At 37.6% G+C, this 23,920-nt stretch carries 28 protein-coding genes; 19 read left to right on the forward strand and 9 right to left on the reverse strand.

What is annotated here, in order from left to right; translation table 11 throughout:
* Positions 1-53: 53 nt before the first annotated feature.
* From PHQ93_RS01695 to PHQ93_RS01725, 7 genes are all read right to left on the reverse strand, one after another.
* Entirely contained in the window at positions 54-1,553 is a 1,500-nt protein-coding gene (locus PHQ93_RS01695) for a nidogen-like domain-containing protein (RefSeq protein WP_299940035.1), read from the reverse strand.
* Between the two features lie 272 nt (positions 1,554-1,825).
* Complete coding sequence (locus PHQ93_RS01700; RefSeq protein ID WP_299940038.1) at positions 1,826-3,646, reverse strand: DUF4214 domain-containing protein; 1,821 nt, start codon at positions 3,644-3,646, stop codon at positions 1,826-1,828.
* Positions 3,647-3,724: 78 nt separating this feature from the next.
* Positions 3,725-3,919, reverse strand: a complete 195-nt coding sequence (locus PHQ93_RS01705) for a hypothetical protein (protein WP_299940042.1) — start codon at positions 3,917-3,919, stop codon at positions 3,725-3,727.
* A gap of 15 nt (positions 3,920-3,934) precedes the next feature.
* Complete coding sequence (locus tag PHQ93_RS01710) at positions 3,935-4,960, reverse strand: hypothetical protein (RefSeq protein ID WP_299940045.1); 1,026 nt, start codon at positions 4,958-4,960, stop codon at positions 3,935-3,937.
* A gap of 39 nt (positions 4,961-4,999) precedes the next feature.
* A complete protein-coding gene (locus PHQ93_RS01715; protein ID WP_299940048.1) occupies positions 5,000-5,203 on the reverse strand; it encodes a hypothetical protein in 204 nt (67 codons plus the stop codon).
* A gap of 56 nt (positions 5,204-5,259) precedes the next feature.
* A complete protein-coding gene (locus tag PHQ93_RS01720) occupies positions 5,260-6,954 on the reverse strand; it encodes an MBOAT family protein (protein WP_299940122.1) in 1,695 nt (564 codons plus the stop codon).
* A 124-nt stretch (positions 6,955-7,078) separates the two neighbouring features.
* Positions 7,079-7,243 (reverse strand): hypothetical protein, encoded by a 165-nt coding sequence (locus PHQ93_RS01725; RefSeq protein WP_299940050.1) that lies wholly within the window; start codon positions 7,241-7,243, stop codon positions 7,079-7,081.
* 55 nt (positions 7,244-7,298) lie between these two features.
* Here PHQ93_RS01725 and PHQ93_RS01730 point away from each other — a divergent pair, with 55 nt between their 5' ends.
* Complete coding sequence (locus tag PHQ93_RS01730; protein WP_299940053.1) at positions 7,299-7,532, forward strand: hypothetical protein; 234 nt, start codon at positions 7,299-7,301, stop codon at positions 7,530-7,532.
* Positions 7,516-7,899, forward strand: coding sequence for a type II toxin-antitoxin system VapC family toxin (locus PHQ93_RS01735; RefSeq protein WP_299940057.1), 384 nt, complete (start codon positions 7,516-7,518; stop codon positions 7,897-7,899). Before PHQ93_RS01730 ends, PHQ93_RS01735 begins: the two co-directional genes overlap by 17 nt.
* Positions 7,900-8,098: 199 nt before the next feature.
* Here PHQ93_RS01735 and PHQ93_RS01740 read toward each other — a convergent pair whose 3' ends face one another.
* Complete coding sequence (locus PHQ93_RS01740; protein ID WP_299940059.1) at positions 8,099-8,245, reverse strand: hypothetical protein; 147 nt, start codon at positions 8,243-8,245, stop codon at positions 8,099-8,101.
* A gap of 27 nt (positions 8,246-8,272) precedes the next feature.
* Between PHQ93_RS01740 and PHQ93_RS01745 the strand changes: the two genes are divergently transcribed.
* The 5 genes from PHQ93_RS01745 to PHQ93_RS01765 all read left to right on the forward strand — a co-directional run bounded on the left by PHQ93_RS01745 (position 8,273) and on the right by PHQ93_RS01765 (position 10,460).
* On the forward strand, positions 8,273-8,557 hold the full coding sequence (locus tag PHQ93_RS01745; protein ID WP_299940061.1) for a GIY-YIG nuclease family protein: 285 nt from the start codon (positions 8,273-8,275) through the stop codon (positions 8,555-8,557).
* 378 nt (positions 8,558-8,935) lie between these two features.
* Complete coding sequence (locus PHQ93_RS01750) at positions 8,936-9,142, forward strand: hypothetical protein (RefSeq protein WP_299940064.1); 207 nt, start codon at positions 8,936-8,938, stop codon at positions 9,140-9,142.
* The gene (locus PHQ93_RS01755; RefSeq protein WP_299940066.1) at positions 9,132-9,569 is read left to right on the forward strand and encodes a PIN domain-containing protein; all 438 of its coding nucleotides are present in this window, start codon (positions 9,132-9,134) and stop codon (positions 9,567-9,569) included. Before PHQ93_RS01750 ends, PHQ93_RS01755 begins: the two co-directional genes overlap by 11 nt.
* 152 nt (positions 9,570-9,721) lie before the next feature.
* Positions 9,722-10,057: a nucleotidyltransferase domain-containing protein gene (locus PHQ93_RS01760; protein WP_299940069.1), complete on the forward strand. Its 336-nt coding sequence runs from the start codon at positions 9,722-9,724 to the stop codon at positions 10,055-10,057.
* The gene (locus tag PHQ93_RS01765) at positions 10,047-10,460 is read left to right on the forward strand and encodes a HEPN domain-containing protein (RefSeq protein WP_299940072.1); all 414 of its coding nucleotides are present in this window, start codon (positions 10,047-10,049) and stop codon (positions 10,458-10,460) included. The genes PHQ93_RS01760 and PHQ93_RS01765 overlap by 11 nt, the downstream gene beginning before the upstream one ends.
* 29 nt (positions 10,461-10,489) lie before the next feature.
* On the opposite strand, the gene PHQ93_RS01770 is transcribed toward PHQ93_RS01765, so the two are convergent.
* A complete protein-coding gene (locus PHQ93_RS01770) occupies positions 10,490-10,726 on the reverse strand; it encodes a hypothetical protein (protein WP_299940075.1) in 237 nt (78 codons plus the stop codon).
* Positions 10,727-10,818: 92 nt separating this feature from the next.
* Here PHQ93_RS01770 and PHQ93_RS01775 point away from each other — a divergent pair, with 92 nt between their 5' ends.
* From PHQ93_RS01775 to PHQ93_RS01830, 12 genes are all read left to right on the forward strand, one after another.
* Positions 10,819-14,217 carry a DUF4214 domain-containing protein gene (locus PHQ93_RS01775; protein WP_299940078.1) on the forward strand — a complete coding sequence of 1,133 codons (3,399 nt, stop codon included), beginning with the start codon at positions 10,819-10,821 and terminating at the stop codon, positions 14,215-14,217.
* Positions 14,218-14,340: 123 nt separating this feature from the next.
* Positions 14,341-14,595, forward strand: a complete 255-nt coding sequence (locus PHQ93_RS01780) for a hypothetical protein (RefSeq protein ID WP_299940079.1) — start codon at positions 14,341-14,343, stop codon at positions 14,593-14,595.
* Positions 14,596-14,733: 138 nt separating this feature from the next.
* Complete coding sequence (locus PHQ93_RS01785; protein WP_299940081.1) at positions 14,734-14,985, forward strand: hypothetical protein; 252 nt, start codon at positions 14,734-14,736, stop codon at positions 14,983-14,985.
* A 443-nt stretch (positions 14,986-15,428) separates the two neighbouring features.
* Complete coding sequence (locus PHQ93_RS01790) at positions 15,429-15,662, forward strand: hypothetical protein (RefSeq protein WP_299940084.1); 234 nt, start codon at positions 15,429-15,431, stop codon at positions 15,660-15,662.
* Between the two features lie 240 nt (positions 15,663-15,902).
* Complete coding sequence (locus PHQ93_RS01795) at positions 15,903-16,133, forward strand: hypothetical protein (protein ID WP_299940087.1); 231 nt, start codon at positions 15,903-15,905, stop codon at positions 16,131-16,133.
* A 181-nt stretch (positions 16,134-16,314) separates the two neighbouring features.
* Positions 16,315-16,557, forward strand: a complete 243-nt coding sequence (locus PHQ93_RS01800) for a hypothetical protein (protein WP_299940089.1) — start codon at positions 16,315-16,317, stop codon at positions 16,555-16,557.
* Positions 16,558-16,809: 252 nt separating this feature from the next.
* A complete protein-coding gene (locus tag PHQ93_RS01805) occupies positions 16,810-17,055 on the forward strand; it encodes a hypothetical protein (RefSeq protein WP_299940091.1) in 246 nt (81 codons plus the stop codon).
* Between the two features lie 947 nt (positions 17,056-18,002).
* A complete protein-coding gene (locus PHQ93_RS01810; protein WP_299940093.1) occupies positions 18,003-18,572 on the forward strand; it encodes an aminodeoxychorismate/anthranilate synthase component II in 570 nt (189 codons plus the stop codon).
* The gene (locus tag PHQ93_RS01815) at positions 18,569-19,762 is read left to right on the forward strand and encodes a hypothetical protein (protein WP_299940095.1); all 1,194 of its coding nucleotides are present in this window, start codon (positions 18,569-18,571) and stop codon (positions 19,760-19,762) included. The genes PHQ93_RS01810 and PHQ93_RS01815 overlap by 4 nt, the downstream gene beginning before the upstream one ends.
* 87 nt (positions 19,763-19,849) lie before the next feature.
* Positions 19,850-21,184, forward strand: a complete 1,335-nt coding sequence (locus tag PHQ93_RS01820) for an ATP citrate lyase citrate-binding domain-containing protein (RefSeq protein WP_299940097.1) — start codon at positions 19,850-19,852, stop codon at positions 21,182-21,184.
* 9 nt (positions 21,185-21,193) lie between these two features.
* A complete protein-coding gene (locus PHQ93_RS01825) occupies positions 21,194-23,008 on the forward strand; it encodes a citrate/2-methylcitrate synthase (RefSeq protein ID WP_299940099.1) in 1,815 nt (604 codons plus the stop codon).
* A 141-nt stretch (positions 23,009-23,149) separates the two neighbouring features.
* The gene (locus tag PHQ93_RS01830) at positions 23,150-23,794 is read left to right on the forward strand and encodes a type II secretion system protein (protein ID WP_299940101.1); all 645 of its coding nucleotides are present in this window, start codon (positions 23,150-23,152) and stop codon (positions 23,792-23,794) included.
* Positions 23,795-23,920: the final 126 nt, after the last annotated feature.

Below are 23,920 nucleotides of genomic sequence, written 5' to 3' on the forward strand. Positions count from 1 at the left end.
TTTCTCATCATTGCGAGGAGCTTGCGACGCGGCAATCTTAAAAAGTAACTTAATTAGATAAGTATATACCCATCAAGCGGAACTGCTGCTAGATAGGTGTCTATTGCAGCTTGAGTATTGTTAGTGTACTCTCCGGAGTTTGCAAAACTAACAACCATCCCGCCTCTGTTTCCGGCTTGATTTATTTCTGTTACCCAGTAATCGTATCCAGCCTGATCAGCAGCACGATGTAATATGTTTTGATAAAGTAAGTTTACAAAATCATAATTATTTACTGATGGTCCATATAAGCTTTGAAATTCAGTAGAGTCGGTAAATGCTTGTGCGGCTCCTTGTATCGTATTTCCTCTTCCGCCGTAAGAAGCGTCTATGAGGTCATTTACCCAGTAAGCAAGCCCTGCATTATCAGGAAGTCTATTAAAAAGAGCATTGTAAAATCTTGAAAATTCTTCTTGATTGTCTCTTACTTCAACGGCATACCCGACACTCATGCTGCCGTCGTCAAATCCAATATACTCAATGCTATTTAAAAGGTCTTCAAGTGAATCACGATTTACCGTATATGTTCCGTTACCGTTATCTTGTATATTAAGAGTGTTTCTTATTCCAAGATAAAGAGCAGAGTCTGTACCGTCTCCTCCAAATAGCTGATTGTTTCCATAGCCCCCGACAAGTCTATCATTACCGATTTCGCCATAAAGAACATCGTCTCCGTCCCCACCGCTTATGTTGTCATCACCAAGACCGCCGTAAAGCGTATCGTTTCCGCTTCTTCCGTCCATTATATCACTAATATCTGTTCCATGTATCGTATCATTACTGTTTTCAAGTCCCATACCCGTAACACTTCCGCCGTTTACATGGTATGTCCAAACACCTGCCTCTTGAGTTCCGGCTAAAACATTATTTTCTAAGTTAAGCATAAAGTTTTGATCTCCTGAGAAATAAAACTCGTAGTAGTTTAACCCGTCACCTGCAGAAAAACCGGCTCTTGCTACAGTTCCGCCAAGACCTCCGGTTCCACCGCTTGCATCACCCGTAACCCAGTTTATATCCTCATATCTGTAAATTATGTCAAAATTCCCATTGCCTGTAGAGACAAGCTGAAGTTGAAATGCATTTAGTTTATCCGTATTTGTACTATAGTATCCGACATCATCCCAAGTCACGGTAAGCGTATTGGTTGTTGTATCTATGTCATACCAAGTAAGGTTTGAACCTTGAGAGGTGCCTCCTGAGGTAGGCGTTACATTCCCTGCTATAGTGCTGTTTGAGTAATTTCGAGTATCTACATCCGCCCAAAATGGTGCGATAATAGGGTTGGTAGAACTACCGCCTATTGCCGTAGGAGTAAAAGAGTAAAGACCGCTTCCAAAAGTCACATTTCCATTGTTGTTTACATACAAACCGGTCCATACAGTACCGAAAAAATTTATCCCACTTGGAAATATAGAACTCAAATCTATAAATGAAGTATATCCATCATCATTCCTCGCAAGATAATTTTCACCAAAACCGACATCCCCGCCAAGATTATTTACTAACGCTGCCATGTCTCATCCTTTAATTGTTTATAGTTACATTCTATTGCATATAAACTTAAAGTAAATAATTTTTTAAAAAAATCTTTTAATTTGTTGTTGCAAGCCACTTCGTCATTGCGAGCGAAGCGCGACAATCTCTCTCTTTCTTGCTCGTCATTGCGAGGAGGCGTAGCCGACGCGGCAATCTCAAAGCGCGACAATCTCTCTAAACCCTACCCAAAAAACCCTATCTCTTTTTCTCGTCATTGCGAGCAAAGCGCGGCAATCTGCTCTCTAAGGAACTACCCAAAAAACCCTATGTCTTTTGTCGTTCCGTCACTAAAAACAACACTCTCAACCCCTGTTAAAGTGGCAGCAAACCCATTCCCGACAAAAAGATATTTATCGGCAGAAATTTTTTCATACTCCACCCCAGATAACAAAGAGTTAAAAACTACTCTGTCCAACCCGCTTCCGCCGTTGACTTTGTCCCATCCGCCGTCATAAAGATAGACTATATCATCACCGCCGCCTAGAGATATATCATTATTCACTTTATTATCAAAAATGATATCGTCAAAATCTCCGCTTATGATATTTTCTATCACAACTCCATACGCTATAGCAAAGTTGTCTTCTCCTGTATATATATCATTTTCATAACTATAAAATGCATCATGAGCCCATTGATTACGCCCGTATATTCTCGCATTACTTAGCTCTTGTTGAAGGCTTGCCACCTGATCATCTATGCTCAAATAGCCGACCGTATTTACACTGCCGTCTCTCATATCTAAAAAAACGCTACCAACACTCTGCGAAAAATCAAGCGTATCTTCTCCGCCGCCGTCCCAGATAGTTTTTAACTCTCCAAACTCTATGCTGTATGTATTATCACCGATGTTTGTATTCAAATTTGCACCGTATTTATCTTGTAAAGCAAGCACATCATATACGGAGTAGAGCTGTGGGTTAATCCATTCAAGCGACACCCCAAAATTATTACCGTTTATATATGGTATAGCAAGCAGTGTTTTTCCGCTTGTGTACGACATAATAGTATGAGAAAAATTGTCAAGTTCCTCAGACAGAGTCGTACTGCCCTCAAAAGGATGTTTTAGCCCAAGTGCGTGACCTGTTTCGTGAACTATCGTACTCCAGCCGTACTCTCCCGCTTCAAGACCGTAGTTTTGCGGATAGCTATTAAAAATAGAACTTAAAAAAACATCGCCTTGATATGTGTAGTATGTACCGGGATAGAAAGCAAATCCCGCACTATCGCTCTGATGAGTTATGTTATACTGTATATTGCCGCCGCTTGCAACTTCTACAAAATCAATATCTATCAACTCTTCAAGCCCATGAAAAACATCTCTTACAGCCAATTTTTGGGCATAATTAAGTGCTGCCCAGCCATCAGTCAAGTCACCGCCCCAAGCACCTATGTAAGATGAAGGTATTGAACTGTTAAAACTATATGTTACGACGGAGTTATTCCATTTTAGAGTAGAATCGAGTGCCGCGATATACCCGTCAACCTCACTCGCCGTATATTCTGTAATTCCATTATCAACAAAGCTTCTATTTTCTGCTGCATGCGCCATCGCAGGCGAAGTGTGACTGTTTTCATATAAACCGTCCACTAAATTTTTTGCTTCTTTTACACTATTTTCTAAATAACTAACCACATTCATAACTTGATATGCTTGTGCTACATCATTAAGTCCGGTATTGGCAAAATACAACCCAATCTCTGTTTTATTCGCTAAAGCAGTCGCATCCATAGCTACGGTATTATCTTGCGCCCCGTTTACAAGAGCTATAAGCATACTGCTCTGACTGACTCTTCCGCTTTCCAGCTCATTTACCCAGTAAGTAAGTCCGGCAGTGTCACACGCTCTGTCAAATAAATTTATATAAGCCGCTCTAACTTTTGCTTCAATGCTCATACTCGGCAAATATATAGCCTGAGCTTCGGCACTGTCAAAAAAGCTCTCCGCTATCTGCTCTAAAGTAGCATTTCCGCCAAAAGAATTGTTCACCCAGTAAGAAAGACCGACGGCATCTGGAGCACGGTTAAAAGTCGCTACATACACCCTCGCCACCTGTTCTGTAGTTACCATAATTTTTTACTCTCTTTTAAGATTATTTATATACTAAAATTGTAGCACATTAATTTGTCATTGCAACCCACCCCGTTATTACAACCCCCTCTCGTCATTACAACCCCCTCTCGTCATTGCGAGCGAAGCGCGGCAATCTCTCCATCCCGTCATTGCGAACGCAGTGAAGCAATCTCTCTCTTGCTCTCCGTCATTGAGATTGCCACGGCTAAAGCCTCGCAATGACAAACACGGCAATCCCTCCATTTCGTCATTGCGAACGAAGTGAAGCAATCTCTCTCTTTCCCGTCATTGCGAGCGAAGCGCGGCAATCTCTCTCTTGCCCTTTTGCACCGCAACCCACCCCATAAACTCCCTATCACTCTCCAAAAGCCCCTCTAATTTCTTAGTATGCACGACTCTAGCCTCATCAGTTAAATGATAGTCGGTATTAAACATCATATCCCTCTCATACATAAACTCATAAGGATTTCCCAAAAATTTCACACCGATTTTATCCCTAAGTCCATTATAAAAATCTCTCTCTTTCTCATCACTTTTGTAAAATTCATGTTCCATCATTGCAGGCGGCAAGAGTATCAGTTTCGCGCCTTTTTCTCTCAGATATTCAGCATAATTTTCTATCCACTCAACCGCTGCTTTGTTTACTCCACTATCACCGTATCGTCTCGGCAGCTCTTTTAGTGTAGCTTCCATATCGTTTTTCCACTGCACGGCATCACTCTTAGAAGTTTTTATCTGATTGCCGTCCTCATCAACATTTGCATACCCGTAAGGACCTATCATTATCTTCTCTCCGCCTTTTGCCAAAAAACCGTCATAAATGCGTTTTACCTCCGTCATAAAAAGCATATAAAACTTTTCTTTTACTCCAAGCTCCCAAAAAAATGACAAATCCCTAGCCCATATCTGGTCTATCATCTGCGCTCCGGCTACCCCGTCATAATTATAAAAACTATACTCAAAAGGCGCCAAAACAATATCCCCTTTTTGAACTATCTCTCTGCTTTTTAGGAGTACATACGGCAACATAAGCCCCGCATTTACCCCGCCGTTTATGCTTTTGACCCCAAAATGCTCTTCCAACATTTTCGAGTCAACCCCAAAAAGCGCACTAGACCCGCCGACTATGATGATTCTTCCTCCATCACTTGCTTTGTTGCTAGCCTCTTTTTTTATCTCATATACATCCGCCACCCATTGCGACGAAACCGTATATCTTCCACCCTGTAGCCAAACAGCCGCCACCCACAAAAGAGATAAAACTAAAAATCCGCCAAATAAACCTAAAAAAAATCTCATATTTTCATTCATCCCTTTTTGTTATTATCATTATCATCACGACCCATCCCGTCATTGCGAGCGAAGCGCGGCAATCTCCTCCGTCATCACAACCCACATTGTCATTGCGAGCGAAGCGCGGCAATCTGCTCTTCCGCTCTTTTTATCGTCATTGTAAACCTCTCTGTCATTTAGATTGCCACGGCTAAAGCCTCGCAATGACAAGCGCGGCAATCTCTCCATCCCGTCATTGCGAGGAGCAAAGCGACGCGGCAATCTCTCTCTTTCTCTTGCCCTTTCTCTTCCCCACACCAACCTTCATAACTCATAACTCAAAACACAAAATAAACAAAACTTCTCGATGGCTCACCCATCATCATTTTAAAAGCCAAAAATAGCACGACACCGACTAAAACTCCATCCATAATCCCAAGCTTCTTTTCCGTCATTGCAACACTCTCTGTCATTGCGACACTCTCTGTCATTGCGAGCGAAGCGCGGCAATCTCTCTCTTGTTCCGTCATTGAGATTGCCACGGCTGAAGCCTCGCAATGACAAGCGCGGCAATCCATTCCATACCCCACAATCTCCGCAGCACTTCTGCCAAAAAAGATTACCGCATACCCAAGCACCAACATCCACCAACCCTCAAACAGCGCTATACTCTTATCAAATAAAAACAATTTCTTATAAAACACTATAGCCGCTTCAAAACTCTCACTTCTAAACAAAACCCAAAGAAGCATAACAGTAGTAAAAGTCATCACAAAACCACCAGCTTTTACAACCCCTCTCGTCATTGCGAGCGAAGCGCGGCAATCTCTCTCTTTCTCTTCCCAGTCATCACGACCCACTCCGTTATTGCGAGGAGGCAAAGCCGGCGCGGCAATCTCTCTCTTCCTCTCCACAAAAAACCCTCTAAAAAGATGATTCACCCCCAAAGCCGCACCGTGTAAAAACCCCCACGCTACAAAACTCCAAGCACTGCCGTGCCAAACCCCTATAAGAGTCATCGCGACCAAAATAGCCACCCCTTGTCTAAACTTCCCATGCCTGTTTCCGCCAAGCGGTATATATAAATAGTCCCTGACAAAGTCAGACAAAGTTATATGCCATCTTCTCCAAAACTCTATCATAGAAGTAGCTTTGTACGGGTTTTTAAAGTTCAAAGGCAGATATATCCCAAACAAAAGCCCGACCCCTATAGCCATATCCGCATACCCTGAAAAATCAAAATATATCTGCATCCCATAAGCCAAAACCCCGCTCCAAGCCTCAAAAAACCCGACTCCCGCACTGCCTTCAAAAACCCTATCGGCTATTTTCGCAGCACCATCGGCAAAAACCGTTTTTTTAAAAAGCCCTATAGAAAAAAACATAACCCCCATTGCTATTTTGCTTTTTTTAAAACTGTTTTCTGCCAGTTGCGGCATAAACTGTGCAGGACGCACGATTGGACCCGCTATCATATGAGGAAAAAATGCGACAAAAAGCAGATACTCTAAAAACCCGCTCGCCCTAAACCTACCTCTATATATATCTACATGGTAAGCAAGTTGATGAAATGTAAAAAAACTAATCCCAAGCGCCGACAAAACACTAAAACCTACAATATATTTTGAAGCGCCCAAAAGAGCAAGATTAAAAACCACAGCCAAAACCAAAAGAACTTTCGCATCATTACTCCATCTCGTCATTGCGAGGAGGCAAAGCCGACGCGGCAATCTCAAAGCGCGGCAATCTCTCTCTTGCCATTGCTCTGTCACTGCGAGCGAAGCGCGGCAATCTCTCTCTTCGTCATTGAGATTGCCATGGCTAAAGCCTCGCAATGACAAGCGCGGCAATCCCTCCATCTCGTCATTGCGAGGAGGCAAAGCCGACGCGGCAATCTCTCTCTTTCTCTCCTCCACCGCTCTTTGCAACCGCATACCAAGCAAAAAGTTCACGACAACACTAAAAAGAAGCAGAGGCAAATGTTTAGCATCAAGCGTCGCATAAAACCCAAGCGAAACCAAAATCAAAAACATATTTGCCACTCTGATGTTTGACCTTTGCAAAACATACCACACACCAAACACAGTAGGCAAAAACAAAAATATAAATCCAAAACTATTAAAAAGCATCAAAGCACCGCTACTATTTTTTCTAAAATTATACTCTATTAATTTTAGAGTGCTGTTGTAACCATCTCGTCATTTCTTCCCATCTAGTCATTGCGAACGTAGTGAAGCAATCTGCTCTTTTGTGCGGCAATCTCTCTCTCTTTCTCGTCATTGCGAGCGCAGCGCGGCAATCTCTCTCCCTCTCTTCTTCCACATCCTTCTCCTAAAATATGATATAATCACCAAATCATAAATAGAGGTAAATAGAGATGGTACGAGAGATTATAAAACCTACAAGCGAATTTTACAATTTACATATACCAAAAGAGTATATAAACCATGAAGTAGAGATACTAATATTACCTTTTTCATACGATAAAGAACTAAATAGTAAAAGAACTCAAAATGATGATACTTTTTCTAAAACATCAGGCTTATTAAAATCTAAAAATATAGACCCCTTAAAATGGCAAGAAGAGATAAGAAATGATAGAGAAATCTAGATACCTCATAGACTCAAATATCATCATCTACCATTTAAACTCAGAGTCTATAGCTACAAATTTTTTAAAAGACAACTTAGAAAATCTTTACATTTCGAGATTGACTTTTATAGAAGTGCTATCGTTTGATTTTACCGATGAGGAAAAAGAGCAGGTTATAGAGCTTTTAAGAAAATTTGAGATTATCGATACATCCGATGAGATAGCTCTAAAATGTGTCGAAAATAGAAAACTAAAGAAAATAAAACTAGCAGACAACATAATAGCATCAACCGTTCAAGTAAATAATTTGATTCTTGTTACAAGAAATGTAAAAGATTTCAATAACTTAGATATACAAATCTTAAATATATTTTATAATAATTAATCCCCCCTCTCGTCATTGCGAGCCCACATCCCCGTCATTGCGAGCCACATCGTCATTGCGAGCCCCATCGTCATTGCGAGCAAAGCGCGGCAATCTCTCTTTTTCTCTCTTCCCCCCCGTCATTGCGAGGAGCGCAGCGACGCGGCAATCTGCTCTTGCCCTTTCTCCGTCATTGCGAGCGCAGCGCGGCAATCTCTCTCTAGCCATGACAAGCGCGGCAATCCCTCCATCCCGTCATTGCGAGGAGGCAAAGCCTCCGCGGCAATCTGCCCTTTCTCTCGCCATTGCGAGCCACATCGTCATTGCGAGGCTTTAGCCGCGGCAATCTCTCTCTATCATCCCCCATTAACCAAACCCCCGCTAAACTACCAAAATGAAAACAGGTTACACATACATCCTATCAAACAAATCAAAAACTCTATACATCGGAGTAACAAGCAACCTCATAAAACGCATATACGAACACAAAAATAACCAAACAGACGGCTTCACCTCAAAATACAACATAAAAGACCTAGTATACTATGAGATATTTGACACCATAGAAAACGCCATCATAAGAGAAAAACAACTAAAAGCCGGAAACAGAGCAAAAAAAATCACCCTAATAGAATCCCTAAACCCAACATGGAAAGATTTATATAACGAACTATTATAAATCTCCCCATCCCGTCATTGCGTCCCCCCCCCGTCATTGCGTCCCCTCCCGTCATTGCGTCCCCTCCCGTCATTGCGTCCCCTCCCGTCATTGCAAGCCCCATCGTCATTGCGAGCGCAGCGCGGCAATCCCTCTCTTGCCCTTTCCCTTGCTCTGTCATTGCGAGCGCAGCGCGGCAATCTCTCTCTTCCGCCCGTCATTGAGATTGCCACGGCTAAAGCCTCGCAATGACAAGCGCGGCAATCCCCCCCCCGTCATTGCGAGGAGCGCAGCGACGCGGCAATCTGCTCTTAACCCGCGGCAATCTCTCTCTTAATCTTCACAAATCCACAAAAAATATAGTACAATTCATAAAAGAGATAAAAAAGGAAATCGCAAATGTATGCAATAGAATTTGAGGCAGATGTGAAAAATTACATCATAAAAATACCAAAAGAGTATGAAGAGCTAGAGTCAAAGCATATCAAAATTTTCGTAGTAGAGATTCAAAACCAAACAACATCTCTCCCAAAAGGCTTTTTAGAACCAATCCAAGTACAAAGCTATACTCAAATCGCAAAAAGAGACGATATCTATGAGAGATAAAGTATTTATAGATACAAATGTCTTTATCTACGCTCTCACGCAACCAAAAGACCCTAAAGAAAATTTCAAAAGAGACTCATCCATAGAACTATTAAAAAAAGTGATAAATTCTAATCAAATAATTATTTCCACACAGATAGTAAATGAGCTACACTTCAACTTGCTAAGAAAGTTCAATATCGAAGATAAAAAAGTATTTGAAACCATCGAATCAAATGTAGTAAAAATATCAAATATTGTACCCCTATGCCAACTCACATACAAAAAATCTTTTGAAGTTAGAGAAAATTACAAACTCTCTTTTTGGGATTCACTAGTTGTCGCATCAGCCCTTATAAACAACTGCTCAACTCTATACTCAGAAGATATGCAAAACAACCTGTTAATACAAAATACTTTACTTATAAAAAATCCAATTAATTATTAATTTTCCATTCTCCCTCTCCCCCCCCCGTCATTGCGAGCAAAGCGCGGCAATCTCAATCTCCCTCCCGTCATTGCGAGCGCAGCGCGGCAATCTCAAAACAAAGCATAAAAACTTATAGTATAATTACAAAATCGTAAAATTGGAGATTTTCAATGGTGGATATAGAAGTTTTAAAACATGAAATCGTAGAACGACTTAAGCCACTTGACCCTGATAAGATAATTCTCTTTGGCTCCTACGCCTACGGCACTCCAAACGAAGATAGCGATATTGATTTGTTTTTAGTCAAAGATGATTTAGAAGTTGATAATCTTAGAAGTTACACACTTGAATCTCAAAAGCATCTTTTTGATTTACAGAAGAAGTATCTTGTCGGAGTCGACCTATTCGCAGATTCTACATTAAGAGTAACCAATAGACTCAAAAGCATAAAAGACCAATTCTACTCAGATATTTTCAACCGAGGAGTGATTATCTATGCCAAATAAAAGTTATGCAGTTGAATGGCTCTACTTTTCAAAAAGAAACCTTGAAATTGCTCAATTACTATTTGATGTCGGTCATTATGAAGATGCTGTCGGCATAGATTTGCAACAATCACTTGAAAAAATGTTCAAAGCTATATTAGCTTGGGATAGTATCAAAATACCTAAAGATCATGATTTGGTAAAGCTCTATTTTCTAGTCGAGCAAACCATTCCACTTACCCAAGACGAGATTATATTATTAAGAAAAGCAACCAACTACTTCAAAGAAGATCGATATCCAAATCCATACTACACTTTACCCCCGCGTGAAGAGATCAAAGAGGTACTAGACTTTACAAACACTCTATTTAAAGAGATTTGCACCATCCTAAACATCTCCATAGATGAGATAAAAGCGCAATAACCACATCCCCGTCATTGAGATTGCCACGGTTAAAGCCTCGCAATGACAAGCGCGGCAATCCCTCTCTGTCCCGTCATTGCAAGCCCCATCGTCATTGCGAGGAGGCAAAGCCGACGCGGCAATCTCTCTCTTCCGCCCGTCATTGAGATTGCCACGGCTAAAGCCTCGCAATGACAAGCGCGGCAATCTAAAACCCACCCAAAAAATGTACCCCACCACCACAAACCCACAACCTCCGCCCAAAAAAACCCCATACCTATTGACATTTAAGCTAAGAGTGTAATATAATCCGTCTCAAGTGTTGTATGCATACATTTTTAAACAATACTAAATTTCAAAAAAATAAAAAGGAGTAACTATGGCAGTTACAAGACAACAAGTTGCAGAATTATATGTTGCAACATTCAACAGAGCACCGGACGCGGCTGGTCTTGATTATTGGGTAAACCTTTCAGGATTAAGTATCGAAAATATCGCTAGAAGCTTTTTCGACCAACCGGAAACACAAGCGTTATATCCAACAGGAAATACAAACACTGCGTTTGTAACATCTATCTACACAAACCTTTTTGCACGCACTCCTGATTCAGCTGGTCTTGCATACTGGGAATCAAAACTTACTAGTGGTGCTATGACTCGTTCAGTAATGATCGAAGCTATGAAAAACGGTGCATTAGGTACAGATGCTACTATCATTGCAAACAAAACTACAGTAGGTTTGGCTTATGCTGCTGCTGGTTTAACAGGTACAACTTTTTCACTTGCTTCAGTAACTGCTAGTGCTGCTACTGTTTCTGCTGCTCTTAACGATGTGGCTGATCTTTCTAACCCTGGTAATGCTACTTTGGCATTGACTACAGCTACATCAGATGTAATTATCGGTACTGCAGGTAATGATACTATCACTGCTACAACAGCAACTGATGATGCGGCTGATATGATTATTGATGCATCTACAACTGATAACGATACATTAAACTGGACGGCTACGGCAGCTACTGCAGCAGTAACTGTTACAAATGTTGAAAATATCAATGTGACAACATCTGTAGTTAATGGTGGTGTAAATACTGTAGCAGCTGGTACATTCTCAGGTGTTCACAATCTTACAATTACGGGCACTAATGTAACTGTAGGCGGCGTAAGCATAGCTGGTGAAAAAGATGTTACAGTGACAGGACTTGATGCTACTAAAGTTGCAAAAGTTACTACTGGTGCAGGTACAGAAAATGTTTCAGTTACTCAAGCAACTAAAGCAGGTGTTACAGTTGACGCTTCAACTGCAACTGGTACAATCGCTGTAACTGGTGCTGCAACTGTAAATGCTGATTTAGCAGCTAGTACTGTTGTAATGACAAAATTGAATGATACAACTGAAGATGCTAAAGCAGTTACGGTTAACGCTGCTCTTGCAACATCGGTAACAACTGCAGATACTGGTTTTACTGGTGCGGTTACATTCAATGCAGCAAAAGCAACAACTATCACAATTCTTAATGCTACTGGTGGTGCAACTGTAAATGGTGGTACAACATCAACAACAGATACTACAATTACTGTAAATAATATTGATGCAAGTGGTGCTACTATCACTACAGGTACAGGTGCTGGTACTGCTGCAACTACTGATAAAGAAATCGCAATCAACTTAGATGGAACGTCTGCAACTACGGATGTTGCAACTATTTCTGCTGCTGGTGCTATTTCTTTAGATGCAAATACTGCTGAGTTAGTAGAAACTGTTAATCTTTCTGGTAATGGTGCTGCTGTAACTTATACTATGGTTTCTTCTTTACCAACTACGTATAATTTAACAGGTGCTCAAAGTGTAACTGTAGCTAATACAGCTGAAAGCTTTGCTGGAATGACTGTAACAGATGCAACAACAGCTGGAACAACAACTGTTAAAGTAAATGTTGCTGTAAGTGCTGGTGATGATGCTACAAATGATTATTCAGCTATCGCTGCTGATAAAATTGAATTTGCTGTTGATTTGAACAATGATAGTGTTGACACTATTACATTAGCGTCAGGTGCTCATGTAGTTCTTTCAGCTGACCAAACAGATATTTATCTTGATGGTAAAACAGTTGGTGCGACATTAAATATTGCTACTGCAGATGATACTGCTGCAAATGGTACAACTATTGATCTTACTGTAGGTACATTTGATGCTGCTACAAACTTTACGACTGTAAATCTTGATGCTACTGTAGGTAAATTTACTGCAACAGCAACTACATTAGATGTTGCTGCTGCGACAGCTGCGACTTTGAATATCACTGGTACTAAAAATGTAACATTGGGTACCGCTGCGGTTAACACTGTAAATGCTGCTGCATTGACTGGTGTATTAAGTCTTACAGCAACAACTACTGCTGCTACAATGGCTTTAACTTCAGGCTCAGGTAATGATGTAATTGTATTAAATGATACAAACTCAGCGACAACGGTTTATACGGTAGATGCTGGGAACGGAAACAACACTGTAACAATTACAGCTGCAAAAGTTGCTTCGTCTATCACAACTGGTAGCGGTACAGATACTATTAATGTAAATGCTGCTGCTTCATATGTTGTTATTGCTGGTTCAGGTAACGATGCTGTTAGCATTGCAGCTGATATTGATTCAGATTCAATTATCGTTGCTGGTGATGGTACAGATACATTAACATTTAGTGACACTGATGGAAATGATTTTTCAAATAACACAAACTTTAACTTCAGTGGTTTTGAAACTCTAAATATTTCTGCGTTGACTTCAGGTGCTATTACTGTAACTGCAGCACAATTTGCTAACCAAACATTTGCTTTAACAGGTAATGCTACTGCGGATTCATTTGTAATTTCTGGTACTGCAAATGCTGATACTATTGATGCGTCAAATGTAACAGTTACTACTGCTACAATTACTATCAATGGTGCAGCTGGTGCTGATATTATTACTGGTTCTGCTGGTAATGATGTAATTAGTGGTGGAGTAGGTGCGGATACTATCAATGGTGGTGACGGTACAGATACATTCACTGCTGCAGGTACTGCTGATACAACTGAAACTGGTACACAAACTGGTATGGTAATCAACTTAAGTGCTGCTGCTATAACTAATACTACAGTATTGGGAACAGGCGCAGGATATACAGCTGATACGGTAACTTCTGTAGCTTCTAACACTGCAACTTACCTTTACGCTTCATCAGTATCTACTAATGCAGCAGTTACAGATACTCTAGTGGGTATTGAAAATGCAACTGGTACAGATGGCAATGATTATATCGTTGGTTCAGCAACTGCAAACACTATTACTGGTGGACTTGGTGCGGATGTAATGGCTGGTGGACTTGGTGCGGATACTTTTGTTTATGCAACGGGTACTACAGATACTGTGGCTGCTGCTGCTAGTGTTGCTGGTATTGACAAAATTACTGATCTTGTTCTAAATGGAGCAAGCGCCGACCTTATCGACCTTACTGCGGTTGTTGCGGCTGTAGGTACAGCTGTAACTGGTGCACTTAGTCAAGGAACATTTGTTGCTAACATGAATACACTATTGGCTGTTGGCGGTGGTGCTGGATTTGATACAGCATCTGCAGGTGGCATTGCGGCTGCATTAGTAACTGCGACTTCAGGCGATTTAATTGGTCATACTTACCTTGCAGTTGACTTAAATGCTTCAGATTCATTTACTACAGCAGATTTTGTAATTGATGTAACAGGTATTACTGCTACATCTGTTACTACTGCTTCTTTCATTTAATTTTCTTTTTCTAGCTCCACCTCTCCCGAGGTGTAATGCAGACAAAAGTTAGTTAAACTAAAGCCTCACTTTCTCTCAGGAGTCAGTGAGGCTTTTTTTGTTTTAACAATAAAAAGGAAAAAAATGTCTAATATATATTTTGTTGTACATAATATTGATACAACACCAGTGATTGTCCCTTTACTTGATTTTGTGAGATATTTAAAAGAGATAGATGTAAAAACAACAGAAGATGTAAAAACAACAGAAGATGCGCTTAAAGAGCTTAAAAGATTGGGATATAAATGTTTTTTGCAACAAACAAATGCAACGGGCAGTGAAACAATTGTTATCTATTATAAAGATTACTTAAATAAAGGGTGTCAGGCACTCCTATAATATAAAAAAGGGTGTCAGGCACCATTTTATGCTTTTTCTTATTTATTGCTTAAACTTCTCTCTTTCTTCGGTTAACCTAATGCGCATTCTATTCAAATAAATTTCTCCTATTCTTTTATATTTTGGTATAATTTCCTTATGAGTAAAATTGATAAACTAAAAGAAACAAAATCAGATTTAAAAGAAGTTTTTAAAGCATTATTATATTTCATCCTTGGAATATTAACTGCAATAGGAACTATTGCGTATAAAGTACTGATTCACGAGATTGCAGTATATATGATTTTAGTTGCTGGATTAGGTTTAATAGTTGTGTTTTTACTTGGTATTTATGCTTTAAATCTTTGGTATAAAATGCAAAAACTAAATGAGGAAATGGAAAATGCTTGATATAAATGTGATTGCAGGATTTACAATAATTTTAATTGGTAGTGCATTTATTATATGGTTTGCAAATCAGTTAACAAAAAGTATTCATTAAAAAGGTGAAAAAAAAGGGTGAAAAAAGGGTGTCAGGCACCATTTTACCATTTTATGCTTTTTCTTATTTATTGCTTACAATTATAATGAATTAAATAATCTTAAACGAGAGATAGAGGAACTTTAAATGGAAAATTTAGGATTGTTCGTATTAGCTATAGGTTTTATTTTAGCGTGGATTATTGGTACTGTTGCTAATAAGAAACATTGGAAAATAGGTAATATTTTCTAAAAAAAAAAATAAAGGGTGTCAGGCACCATTTTGCAACTTTTCTTAATCTTTCCTTCAAAAACTAATTTTTATATTTTGAATTCTTATGATTTTTTTATTTTTGTTTGTGTATAATTCTCGCATGGCAAAATTAGATGAATTAAAAGAAGAGATTGGTGCAATTAAAACTTACTTGGGTTTTATTGTTGCATTTATTATTACAATAGGTGCTGGAGTGTCTAAATTATTTTTAGACAATTCATCTGAATTATTACTAGTGCTTGGAGTAGTAGGTATTTTAATTTTTGCAATTATTTTTGCTTTTTTAGCAAGAGTAATGCACAATAAAATAAAATCTTTGAAGGATATAAAATGACTTTAATCACTATCGGCATTGTTGTAGCATTTATAGCTGTAATTGTTTCAGTAGCATATGGAGCTTATCAACTAAGTTTAAATTAAAAAAAAGGGTAAAAAAGGGTGTCAGGCACTCTTTTTTACCCTTTTCTTATTTATTGCTTAAACTACTTTAGATAACATAATGCATATTCTCTGAAATAAATTTCAATCCAATCATTTCTATTCTTTTTTTATTTTTATTGGTGTACAATTACACATGGCGAAAATAGATGAAATAAAAGCACATATAGATTGGCTCAAAGAGTTGTTTAAGATTTTGGTAACAATATTAGTTGCTGATATTGCTGGTATATCAAAACTATACTTGGATGGGGATATAAACTTGCTCTTTTATTCAGGTGTGGTTCTTGTTATAGTTTTATCTATTTCAGCATCGATAACATCTAAAAAAATAGAAAAGCATATTAAAGAATTAGGAGATTTGTAATATGGAACAATTACTTATAATAATTGCGTTAATTGCTGTTGTTTCTACATTTTCATATACTGTTTTAATAGCAAAATAAAAAAAAAGGGTGTCAAAAAAGTAAAAATGGTGTCAGGCACTCTTTTACTACCGCTCTTTTATGAAAAATCAACAAATTACAAAAAAATGATATAATTCTGACATGGAAATAAAAGATAAAATAGATATCATAAACAAAAAAGCCGATATTGCAAACAAGAAGCTTATAGCATTTTTAGCAGTAGCTGGAGGTACATGGGTTTATGGGGTAAATGAAGCAGTCGATAATCCAGTTGTCACGATTTTATCGTCAATAGCTTTTTTTATAGCTGTTTTAGGTATATCTACCAATTTAATAAAACTTGGTGATCTACAAACAAAATTAAAGGACTTATATAATGAATGATTTACAATTTCTTTTTCCGCTTGCACTTTTAATTGCACCTGTAGTTGCTTATATAGCATATAAAAAACATTGGAGAATTGCTGATATTTTTTAAAGGGTGTCAAAAAAAAAAAAAAGGGTGTCAGGCACCATTTTATGCTTTTTCTTATTTATTACTTAAACTACTTTAGATAACATAATGCAGATTCTCTCAAAACAAATTTCTCTTTCTATTTAATTTCTATTCTTTTTTATTTTTGGTATAATCTCAACATGACATTACAAGAACGAAAAGACAAAGTTGATATAATTGCTAAACAAAGTGAAGTTATAAACAAGAAGTTAATTGTTTATCTCGCTATAGCCGGTGGAAGTTGGATATATGGAACGAAAGAAAGTGGTATAATTGGTCTCTTTGCTTTTGTGCTTTTTATGCTCGTTTCAGTCGGTGTTTTTGTAAATTTACTTAAATTAAATAAAATTGAAAATGAAATAGAGGAGCTTAAAAAAGATGAATGATATTATTCCATTACTTTACCCGATTGGTGCTATTGTTGCAGCTATGTTCGCTTATGTAGCCTATAAAAACCATTGGAAAATAGCAGATTATTTTTAAAAGAAAAAAAAGGGTGTCAGGCACCATTTTATGTCAGGCACCATTTTATGCTTTTTCTTATTTATTACTTAAACTACTTTACAAAAAAGGGTGCACTAAAGTATATAGCAGATTCGAATATTGTTGGATATGTATTTGCTGTTATTTTTATATTTGTTTCGATAGCAATTGTTGTAACTTATGCAAAAATGAATTTATGGACAAAAAATCTCGAAAGGATGTCTGATGAGTGAAATAGGAATTTTAATAATACCTTTAGGTTTTGTATTTGCTACCATTATAGGTTTTTTAGCTGTTAAAAGACATTGGAAAATAGCAGACTACTTTTAAAGTTTCTCGTTCCACCTCTCCAGAGGTGTAATGTAGACAAATATTAATGGATTAATTGGGATAGGCTACTTTTAAAAAAATGGTGTTATTGCGAGCGCAGCGCGGCAATCTCTCCCTACTCTCAGACTGCCGCGTCACTCTGTTCCTCGCAGTGACTTTTTCTTTAACATAACGCATATTCTATTCAAATAAATTTCCCACTTCTAATCTTTTTTTACCGAACAATAATATTTTTAGTTATAATTTCAGGTCTAGTTGGCGGTTATGATTTGTTTGATTGTATTGCGAGGTGGGACAGGGTCAGCCTAAATAATTCATTTGTTTTCTTTTTAAGAGATTAATTAATTTAAAATGATATATTAAGTATCATATTGGTTAAATTTATATATACAAAATAAAGATGGAAGTAATAGTAAAATAAATCTAGTTTTAGGGTAGATTTAGGGTAGATTACAACTGATAAATAAAATTATAGAATTAGAAACCCTTTTTTTCTGGGGTTTAAAGGAATGAATATAATATGATTTTAATGATTGATAATTATGACAGTTTTACTTATAATATTGTTCAGTATTGTAGAGAATTGGGGGCTGACCTTAAAATTATTAGAAATGATGAGATGAGTGTTGAAGAGATAGAGGCGTTAAAGCCTGAAAAAATCATAATCTCACCCGGTCCGGCAACTCCTGATGATGCCGGAGTTACTTTAGAAGTGATAAAACATTTCAAAGATAAAGTACCTATTTTAGGGATATGTTTGGGGCATCAAAGTATTGCACAAGCGTTTGGCGCAAAAGTTGTTCGAGCTAAAAATATGATGCACGGCAAAACTTCTACTATGAAGCGAACAAAAGAGTGCGCGCTGTTTAATGATATCCCAAAAGAGTTTATAGCAACAAGGTATCACTCGTTGATAGTAGATAAAGAGTCTCTTCCTAACGCAGTAGAACCAACTGCATTTAGCAGCGATGATGATGAAATAATGGCTTTAAAGATTAAAGACAAAGAGATCTACGGTGTTCAATTTCATCCGGAATCGATTATGAGTCAGTACGGGCATGAGATGATTGGAAATTTTTTAAAAATATGAGTATTAGATACATCTTCTTCTTAATTTTAGGATTAGATGCGCTGACGCTTATATTTCAGAGCGGTGAATTATCTATATCTTACAGTGAAACATTGCTGCTAAACGGTGATTTTTCATTTTTACAGGCTTTGATAAAATCTTCAATTTTTATTTTTGGTCAAAATGATTTTGCTCTGCGATTTCCTATGATAGCAATGCATCTATTAAGTGTGATACTGCTGTTTGAAATATCTAAGAATTATCTAAAAATTGAGAGAAACAGGCTCTGGTTATTGCTAGTTTTTATCCTTTTACCGGGGGTTATGAGTTCGGCCATTATAGTAAATAGTGCCGGTTTAATCCTATTTGCTCTGCTCTTATTTGTGTATGTATATGAAAAATATTCTATAAAATCTACTTATTTTTTACTTACTTTTTATATGCTAATAGACGGCAGTTTTGCAATTTTATTTATGACGCTTGCTCTGTTTTCTTTATATAAAAAAGAGAGAAATTATTTTCTATTTAATCTGATACTGTTTTTAGCTTCGCTATTTATCTATGGAATCGATACGCATGGTTCTCCAAAAGGCTATTTTATAGACTCTATCGGAATATATGCTGCTATATTCTCTCCCCTAATATTTATTTATCTTTTTTATGCACTTTATAGAAGATTCTTAACAAAAGATTTCGATATGTTATGGTTTATATCAACCGTAGCATTTATTTTTTCACTGTTGCTCTCATTTAGACAACGCATTAATATAGAGTATTTTGCACCTTATGTGATACTTGCACTTCCTCTTGTCGCCCAAACTTTTGAACACTCATATATGGTTCGTTTAAATATTTTTAGAAAAAAGTACAGATGGGCTTTTATCATCTCTTTATCGTTTTTATTGGTAAATAGTTTGGTCGTATTTTTTAATAAATACCTTTACCAAGTAGTAGAAGCGCCAAAAAAACACTTCTCTTATAAAATGCATATTGCCAAAGAGCTATCTAAAGAGCTTAAAAACAGAGGTATACATTGCGTTGATACCGATACGAAAATGCAAAAAAGATTAGAATTTTACGGTGTAACCAAATGCAACAATTTTTTACTTAAAGAAAATTCTTTAAATTTTGCAAAACCAAGTGATGTAACAATAAGTTACATAAATAGAGCTGTTTATAATGCTAATGTTACAAAAATAAACATAAATTAAATTTATGTAATACTTAATTCGTACAAATGCCACTAGATTGGTATACATATGATAATATTTTGTAAATATTAAAAACAGGGAGTTGCAATGGCTCAAAAAGCGATTAGAGAATTTGACGCAAAGTCAATTTTGGCTAAGCATTGGGATAAATATTTTCCAAACTTTACTTATGCATATGAAACGGTTATGGTTCAAAATGGAACAGAACTAACAAATGCTGCAAAAGAAAAAACTTGGTTAAGCAAGAAAACGTTGGTTGCTAAACCGGATATGTTATTTGGTAAAAGAGGAAAAAACGGTTTAGTTTTATTTAAAGACTCTAAGCCGGGTGATGTATCTTTAGCAAAAGCGTCATCTTGGATTGATGAAAAATCAAGTTCAAAACAATCGGTTTACTTCTCTTTTGAAGGCGATACACCGCACGGTGAAGCAAAAGTTGATATGCTGACTCACTTTATCGTTGAGCCGTTTACTCCACACTCTCAAGAAGAAGAGTACTACATTTCTGCTACATGTGTAGGCGATAACGATGTTCTTTACATGTCGGCTGAGGGCGGTATGGAAGTTGAAGAGAATTGGGACAAAGTTATAGAAGTAGCATTTCCAATTACGGCAACGGAAGAAGAGATTGCAGAAAAAATCAAAAAAAGTATTCCAAAAGATGTAGCCGCAAAAGATAAAGACGCATTCGCAGAGTTTGCAATAGGATTTTTCAAAGCATACAGAGAGTTGAATTTTGCATATCTTGAAATCAATCCATTTGTTTTACAAGGCAAAAAAGTTGAACTTTTAGATATGGTTGCTAAACTTGACGATACAGCTGGATTTATGATGAGAGACGAGTGGGGCAGTGTAGATTTCCCGACTTCATTCGGTATGGAAGAAAAATCTCCTGAAGTTTTAGCTATCGAAGATGCAGACAGCAAATCAGGTGCGTCGTTAAAACTTACTATCCTTAAGCCGGAAGCGAGAGTATGGACGATGGTTGCAGGCGGCGGAGCTTCTGTTGTTTATGCGGATACTATTGCTGATTTAGCAGGTATCGAAGATCTTGCCAACTATGGTGAGTATTCAGGCGGACCGACTACTAGCGAGACAAAATTTTATGCTGAAACTATTTTAGACCTTATGACAAGAAGTAAAGACGCTAAGGGCAGAGATAAAGTTTTAATCATTGGTGGAGCTATTGCAAACTTTACGGATGTTGCAAAAACATTTACAGGAATTATTCAAGCTTTTGACAATTATGCTGATAAAATGAAAGAAGTCGGTATAAAAATTTATGTTAGACGCGGTGGACCAAACTATGAAAAAGGTCTAAAAGATATTAAAGAGGCTGCTGATAGACTTGGTCTTTATATAGAAGTTTACGGACCGGAAACACATGTTACTGACATCGTGCGTATGGCACTAACAAAGTAAGGGGAATATATGTCACAATTATTTACTAGAGACACACAAGCAATTTTTTGGAATAACAACACAACGGCTATTCAAAGAATGTTGGATTATGACTATACGATAAAAAGAACTAAACCTTCAGTAGCGGGTATCGTCGCTCCTACAAGCAATAGCAAATTTGATAAGTTTTTTTATGGTCCGGATGAAATTATGATTCCGTTGTATAAAAATACTGCGGAAGCTAAGGCTGCTCAGCCACAAGCTGATGCGCTCTTAAACTTTGCATCTTTTAGAACTGCATATGATGTAACTATGGAAGCATTAGAACTCGGTGGTTTTACTTCTATTATGGTTACCGCTGAGGGTATCCCTGAGAGATTAGCTAGAAAAATGAACGCAACGGCAAGAGCAAAAAATGTAACTGTAATCGGGCCTGCAACTGTTGGTGCTATTGCTCCGGGAGCTTTTAAAATTGCAAATATCGGCGGAACGATTGAAAATATTGTTCAGTCTAAACTTCACCGTGCAGGTTCATGCGGTCTTGTAACTCGTTCAGGCGGTCTATTTAATGAACTATCAAACATAATCGCAATCAATGCTGACGGTATCGCTGAGGGTGTAGCAATCGGTGGAGATAGATTTGTCGGTTCGGTATTTATTGACAACTTACTTAGAATGCAAGAAAATCCGGAAGTTAAATATATGTTGCTTCTAGGAGAAGTAGGCGGAACTGAAGAGTACAAAGTTATCGAAGCAGTAAAAGACGGCAGAATTACTAAGCCGATTATTGCTTGGTGTATCGGTACAATTGCTAAGTATTATGACAGCGGTGTACAATTCGGTCATGCAGGAGCATCTGCAAACGGCGATATGGAAACGGCTGAAGCTAAAAATAGAGCTATGAAAGAGGTGGGTATCCATGTTCCTGCATCTTTTAATGATTTACCGGAAATAATTAGTGCTCTTTACCATGAATTACATGCAGAGGGTATAGTTAAAGATATTACTGAACCTGCAATGAATACATGTCCAAAAGTTAGAAAATCTAAAGAGTTTATCTGTACGATTTCTGATGATAGAGGCGATGAGGCTACTTATGCAGGTTTTCCAATCTCTTCTCTTGCAACACCTGACACCGGTAAAGGAATCGGTGATGTTGTTTCACTTTTATGGTTCAAAAAACAGTATCCAAAATGGGCTACGGATTTTATTGAAACTGTAATTAAAACTGTTGCAGACCACGGTCCGGCAGTTTCAGGTGCTCACAATGCAAAAGTAACGGCAAGAGCCGGCAAAAGCGTTGTTGAGTCACTTGTAACAGGATTACTTACAATCGGTCCGAGATTTGGCGGTGCAATTGATGATGCTGCTAAATATTTTAAATATGCAAACGATAACGGTATGAATCCGGCAGAGTTCTTAAATCATATGAAAAAAGAGGGTATTCCAATTCCGGGAATCGGACATAGAATTAAATCTCTTAAAAACCCTGATTTACGTGTAGAAGGACTTAAGAAGTATGCTGCTAAATGTTTTCCTGCAACACCGCTTCTTGATTATGCACTAACTGTTGAGCAGTTAACTACATCTAAAAAAGAGAATCTAATTCTTAATGTTGATGGAACAATCGGTATTTTAATGGTTGATATGTGGAGAGCACTCGGTTATACGGAAGAAGAGATAAATGAGTTTATATCAAGCGGAACTCTAAATGCATTCTTTATAGTTGGAAGAAGTATAGGATTTATCGGTCATGTACTTGATGAAAAAAGACTTGCTATGCCGATGTATAGACATCCGATGGATGATATATTATATGATGTTCAAGTAGCAGAAAAAATATAATCTATTTGTTTTAAATTTCAAGGAGAATTATCTCCTTGAAACCTCTTCTATAAACTCTTCATACTACTTTTTATATAAAACATTTTTAACTTTCACTTCTTTTTTGATATACTTATTGCAAATATATTTAATTGGACTATTATGAAAAAAGCTTTTACTATGTTGGAACTTGTATTTGTAATCGTTGTAATTGGGATTTTAGCCGCAGTCGTAATTCCAAGAGTAGGATCAAATAGCTTACAGGAAGCCGCAACTCAAGTCCTATCGCATATTAGATATACACAGCATTTAGCGATGGTTGATGATAAATATGATGCAAATGATGCAACATGGTATAGAGAGAAGTGGCAAATACGATTTAGAAGAAATAGCGGCAGTAGTGGATATGTCATTTTTTCTGATTATATAAATACGCAAGGAAATGTTAATAATGGAGAGCGTGCAATTGATCCTTTAAGTGGTGAAGGAATAGATGGATTTTTAAACTATAAAAAAGCGGATTTAACAAGAACCTATGATATAAAAGGAGATGATACAGGTATCGTTCAAAGCTGTTTTACCGCAGATGGCAGCTTAGTAACATCAAATAGAGGAGTTTTTGCATTTGACCACTTAGGACGACCTTATTCCGGTTTAAGTAATGCTAGTTCGGCAACTCAATATTTAATAACTAGCAATTGCGACTTGAGACTTACAGACAATAGTGGAGCATCTGTGAGGATTCGTGTTCATCCTGAAACAGGGTATGCTTGTATTATAAATGAAGCAACTGGCGGGTGTATTTAGAAAATCTTTCCAAATCCCCCTAAAATTTAAGCCTCTCCTAAGAATCATTTGTCTATAATTCCCATCCACAAACACAGAGACCTAAAGTTTAGGACCTGAAGAAGCCTTAAGTAGAGGTTTTTAGAT

Origin of the sequence: Sulfurimonas sp. (genome assembly GCF_028714975.1) — a bacterium.
Taxonomy (GTDB): domain Bacteria; phylum Campylobacterota; class Campylobacteria; order Campylobacterales; family Sulfurimonadaceae; genus Sulfurimonas.

Bases quoted from the DNA above. Each gene is read 5' to 3' on its own strand.
- PHQ93_RS01695 (WP_299940035.1), bottom strand. From the start codon at position 1,553: ATGGCAGCGTTAGTAAATAATCTTGGCGGGGATGTCGGTTTTGGTGAA.
- PHQ93_RS01700 (WP_299940038.1), bottom strand. From the start codon at position 3,646: ATGGTAACTACAGAACAGGTGGCGAGGGTGTATGTAGCGACTTTTAAC.
- PHQ93_RS01710 (WP_299940045.1), bottom strand. From the start codon at position 4,960: ATGAATGAAAATATGAGATTTTTTTTAGGTTTATTTGGCGGATTTTTA.
- PHQ93_RS01720 (WP_299940122.1), bottom strand. From the start codon at position 6,954: ATGTTTTTGATTTTGGTTTCGCTTGGGTTTTATGCGACGCTTGATGCT.
- PHQ93_RS01730 (WP_299940053.1), top strand. From the start codon at position 7,299: ATGGTACGAGAGATTATAAAACCTACAAGCGAATTTTACAATTTACAT.
- PHQ93_RS01735 (WP_299940057.1), top strand. From the start codon at position 7,516: ATGATAGAGAAATCTAGATACCTCATAGACTCAAATATCATCATCTAC.
- PHQ93_RS01740 (WP_299940059.1), bottom strand. From the start codon at position 8,245: ATGGGGGATGATAGAGAGAGATTGCCGCGGCTAAAGCCTCGCAATGAC.
- PHQ93_RS01745 (WP_299940061.1), top strand. From the start codon at position 8,273: ATGAAAACAGGTTACACATACATCCTATCAAACAAATCAAAAACTCTA.
- PHQ93_RS01750 (WP_299940064.1), top strand. From the start codon at position 8,936: ATGTATGCAATAGAATTTGAGGCAGATGTGAAAAATTACATCATAAAA.
- PHQ93_RS01755 (WP_299940066.1), top strand. From the start codon at position 9,132: ATGAGAGATAAAGTATTTATAGATACAAATGTCTTTATCTACGCTCTC.
- PHQ93_RS01760 (WP_299940069.1), top strand. From the start codon at position 9,722: ATGGTGGATATAGAAGTTTTAAAACATGAAATCGTAGAACGACTTAAG.
- PHQ93_RS01765 (WP_299940072.1), top strand. From the start codon at position 10,047: ATGCCAAATAAAAGTTATGCAGTTGAATGGCTCTACTTTTCAAAAAGA.
- PHQ93_RS01770 (WP_299940075.1), bottom strand. From the start codon at position 10,726: ATGTCAATAGGTATGGGGTTTTTTTGGGCGGAGGTTGTGGGTTTGTGG.
- PHQ93_RS01775 (WP_299940078.1), top strand. From the start codon at position 10,819: ATGGCAGTTACAAGACAACAAGTTGCAGAATTATATGTTGCAACATTC.
- PHQ93_RS01780 (WP_299940079.1), top strand. From the start codon at position 14,341: ATGTCTAATATATATTTTGTTGTACATAATATTGATACAACACCAGTG.
- PHQ93_RS01785 (WP_299940081.1), top strand. From the start codon at position 14,734: ATGAGTAAAATTGATAAACTAAAAGAAACAAAATCAGATTTAAAAGAA.
- PHQ93_RS01790 (WP_299940084.1), top strand. From the start codon at position 15,429: ATGGCAAAATTAGATGAATTAAAAGAAGAGATTGGTGCAATTAAAACT.
- PHQ93_RS01795 (WP_299940087.1), top strand. From the start codon at position 15,903: ATGGCGAAAATAGATGAAATAAAAGCACATATAGATTGGCTCAAAGAG.
- PHQ93_RS01800 (WP_299940089.1), top strand. From the start codon at position 16,315: ATGGAAATAAAAGATAAAATAGATATCATAAACAAAAAAGCCGATATT.
- PHQ93_RS01805 (WP_299940091.1), top strand. From the start codon at position 16,810: ATGACATTACAAGAACGAAAAGACAAAGTTGATATAATTGCTAAACAA.
- PHQ93_RS01810 (WP_299940093.1), top strand. From the start codon at position 18,003: ATGATTTTAATGATTGATAATTATGACAGTTTTACTTATAATATTGTT.
- PHQ93_RS01815 (WP_299940095.1), top strand. From the start codon at position 18,569: ATGAGTATTAGATACATCTTCTTCTTAATTTTAGGATTAGATGCGCTG.
- PHQ93_RS01820 (WP_299940097.1), top strand. From the start codon at position 19,850: ATGGCTCAAAAAGCGATTAGAGAATTTGACGCAAAGTCAATTTTGGCT.
- PHQ93_RS01825 (WP_299940099.1), top strand. From the start codon at position 21,194: ATGTCACAATTATTTACTAGAGACACACAAGCAATTTTTTGGAATAAC.
- PHQ93_RS01830 (WP_299940101.1), top strand. From the start codon at position 23,150: ATGAAAAAAGCTTTTACTATGTTGGAACTTGTATTTGTAATCGTTGTA.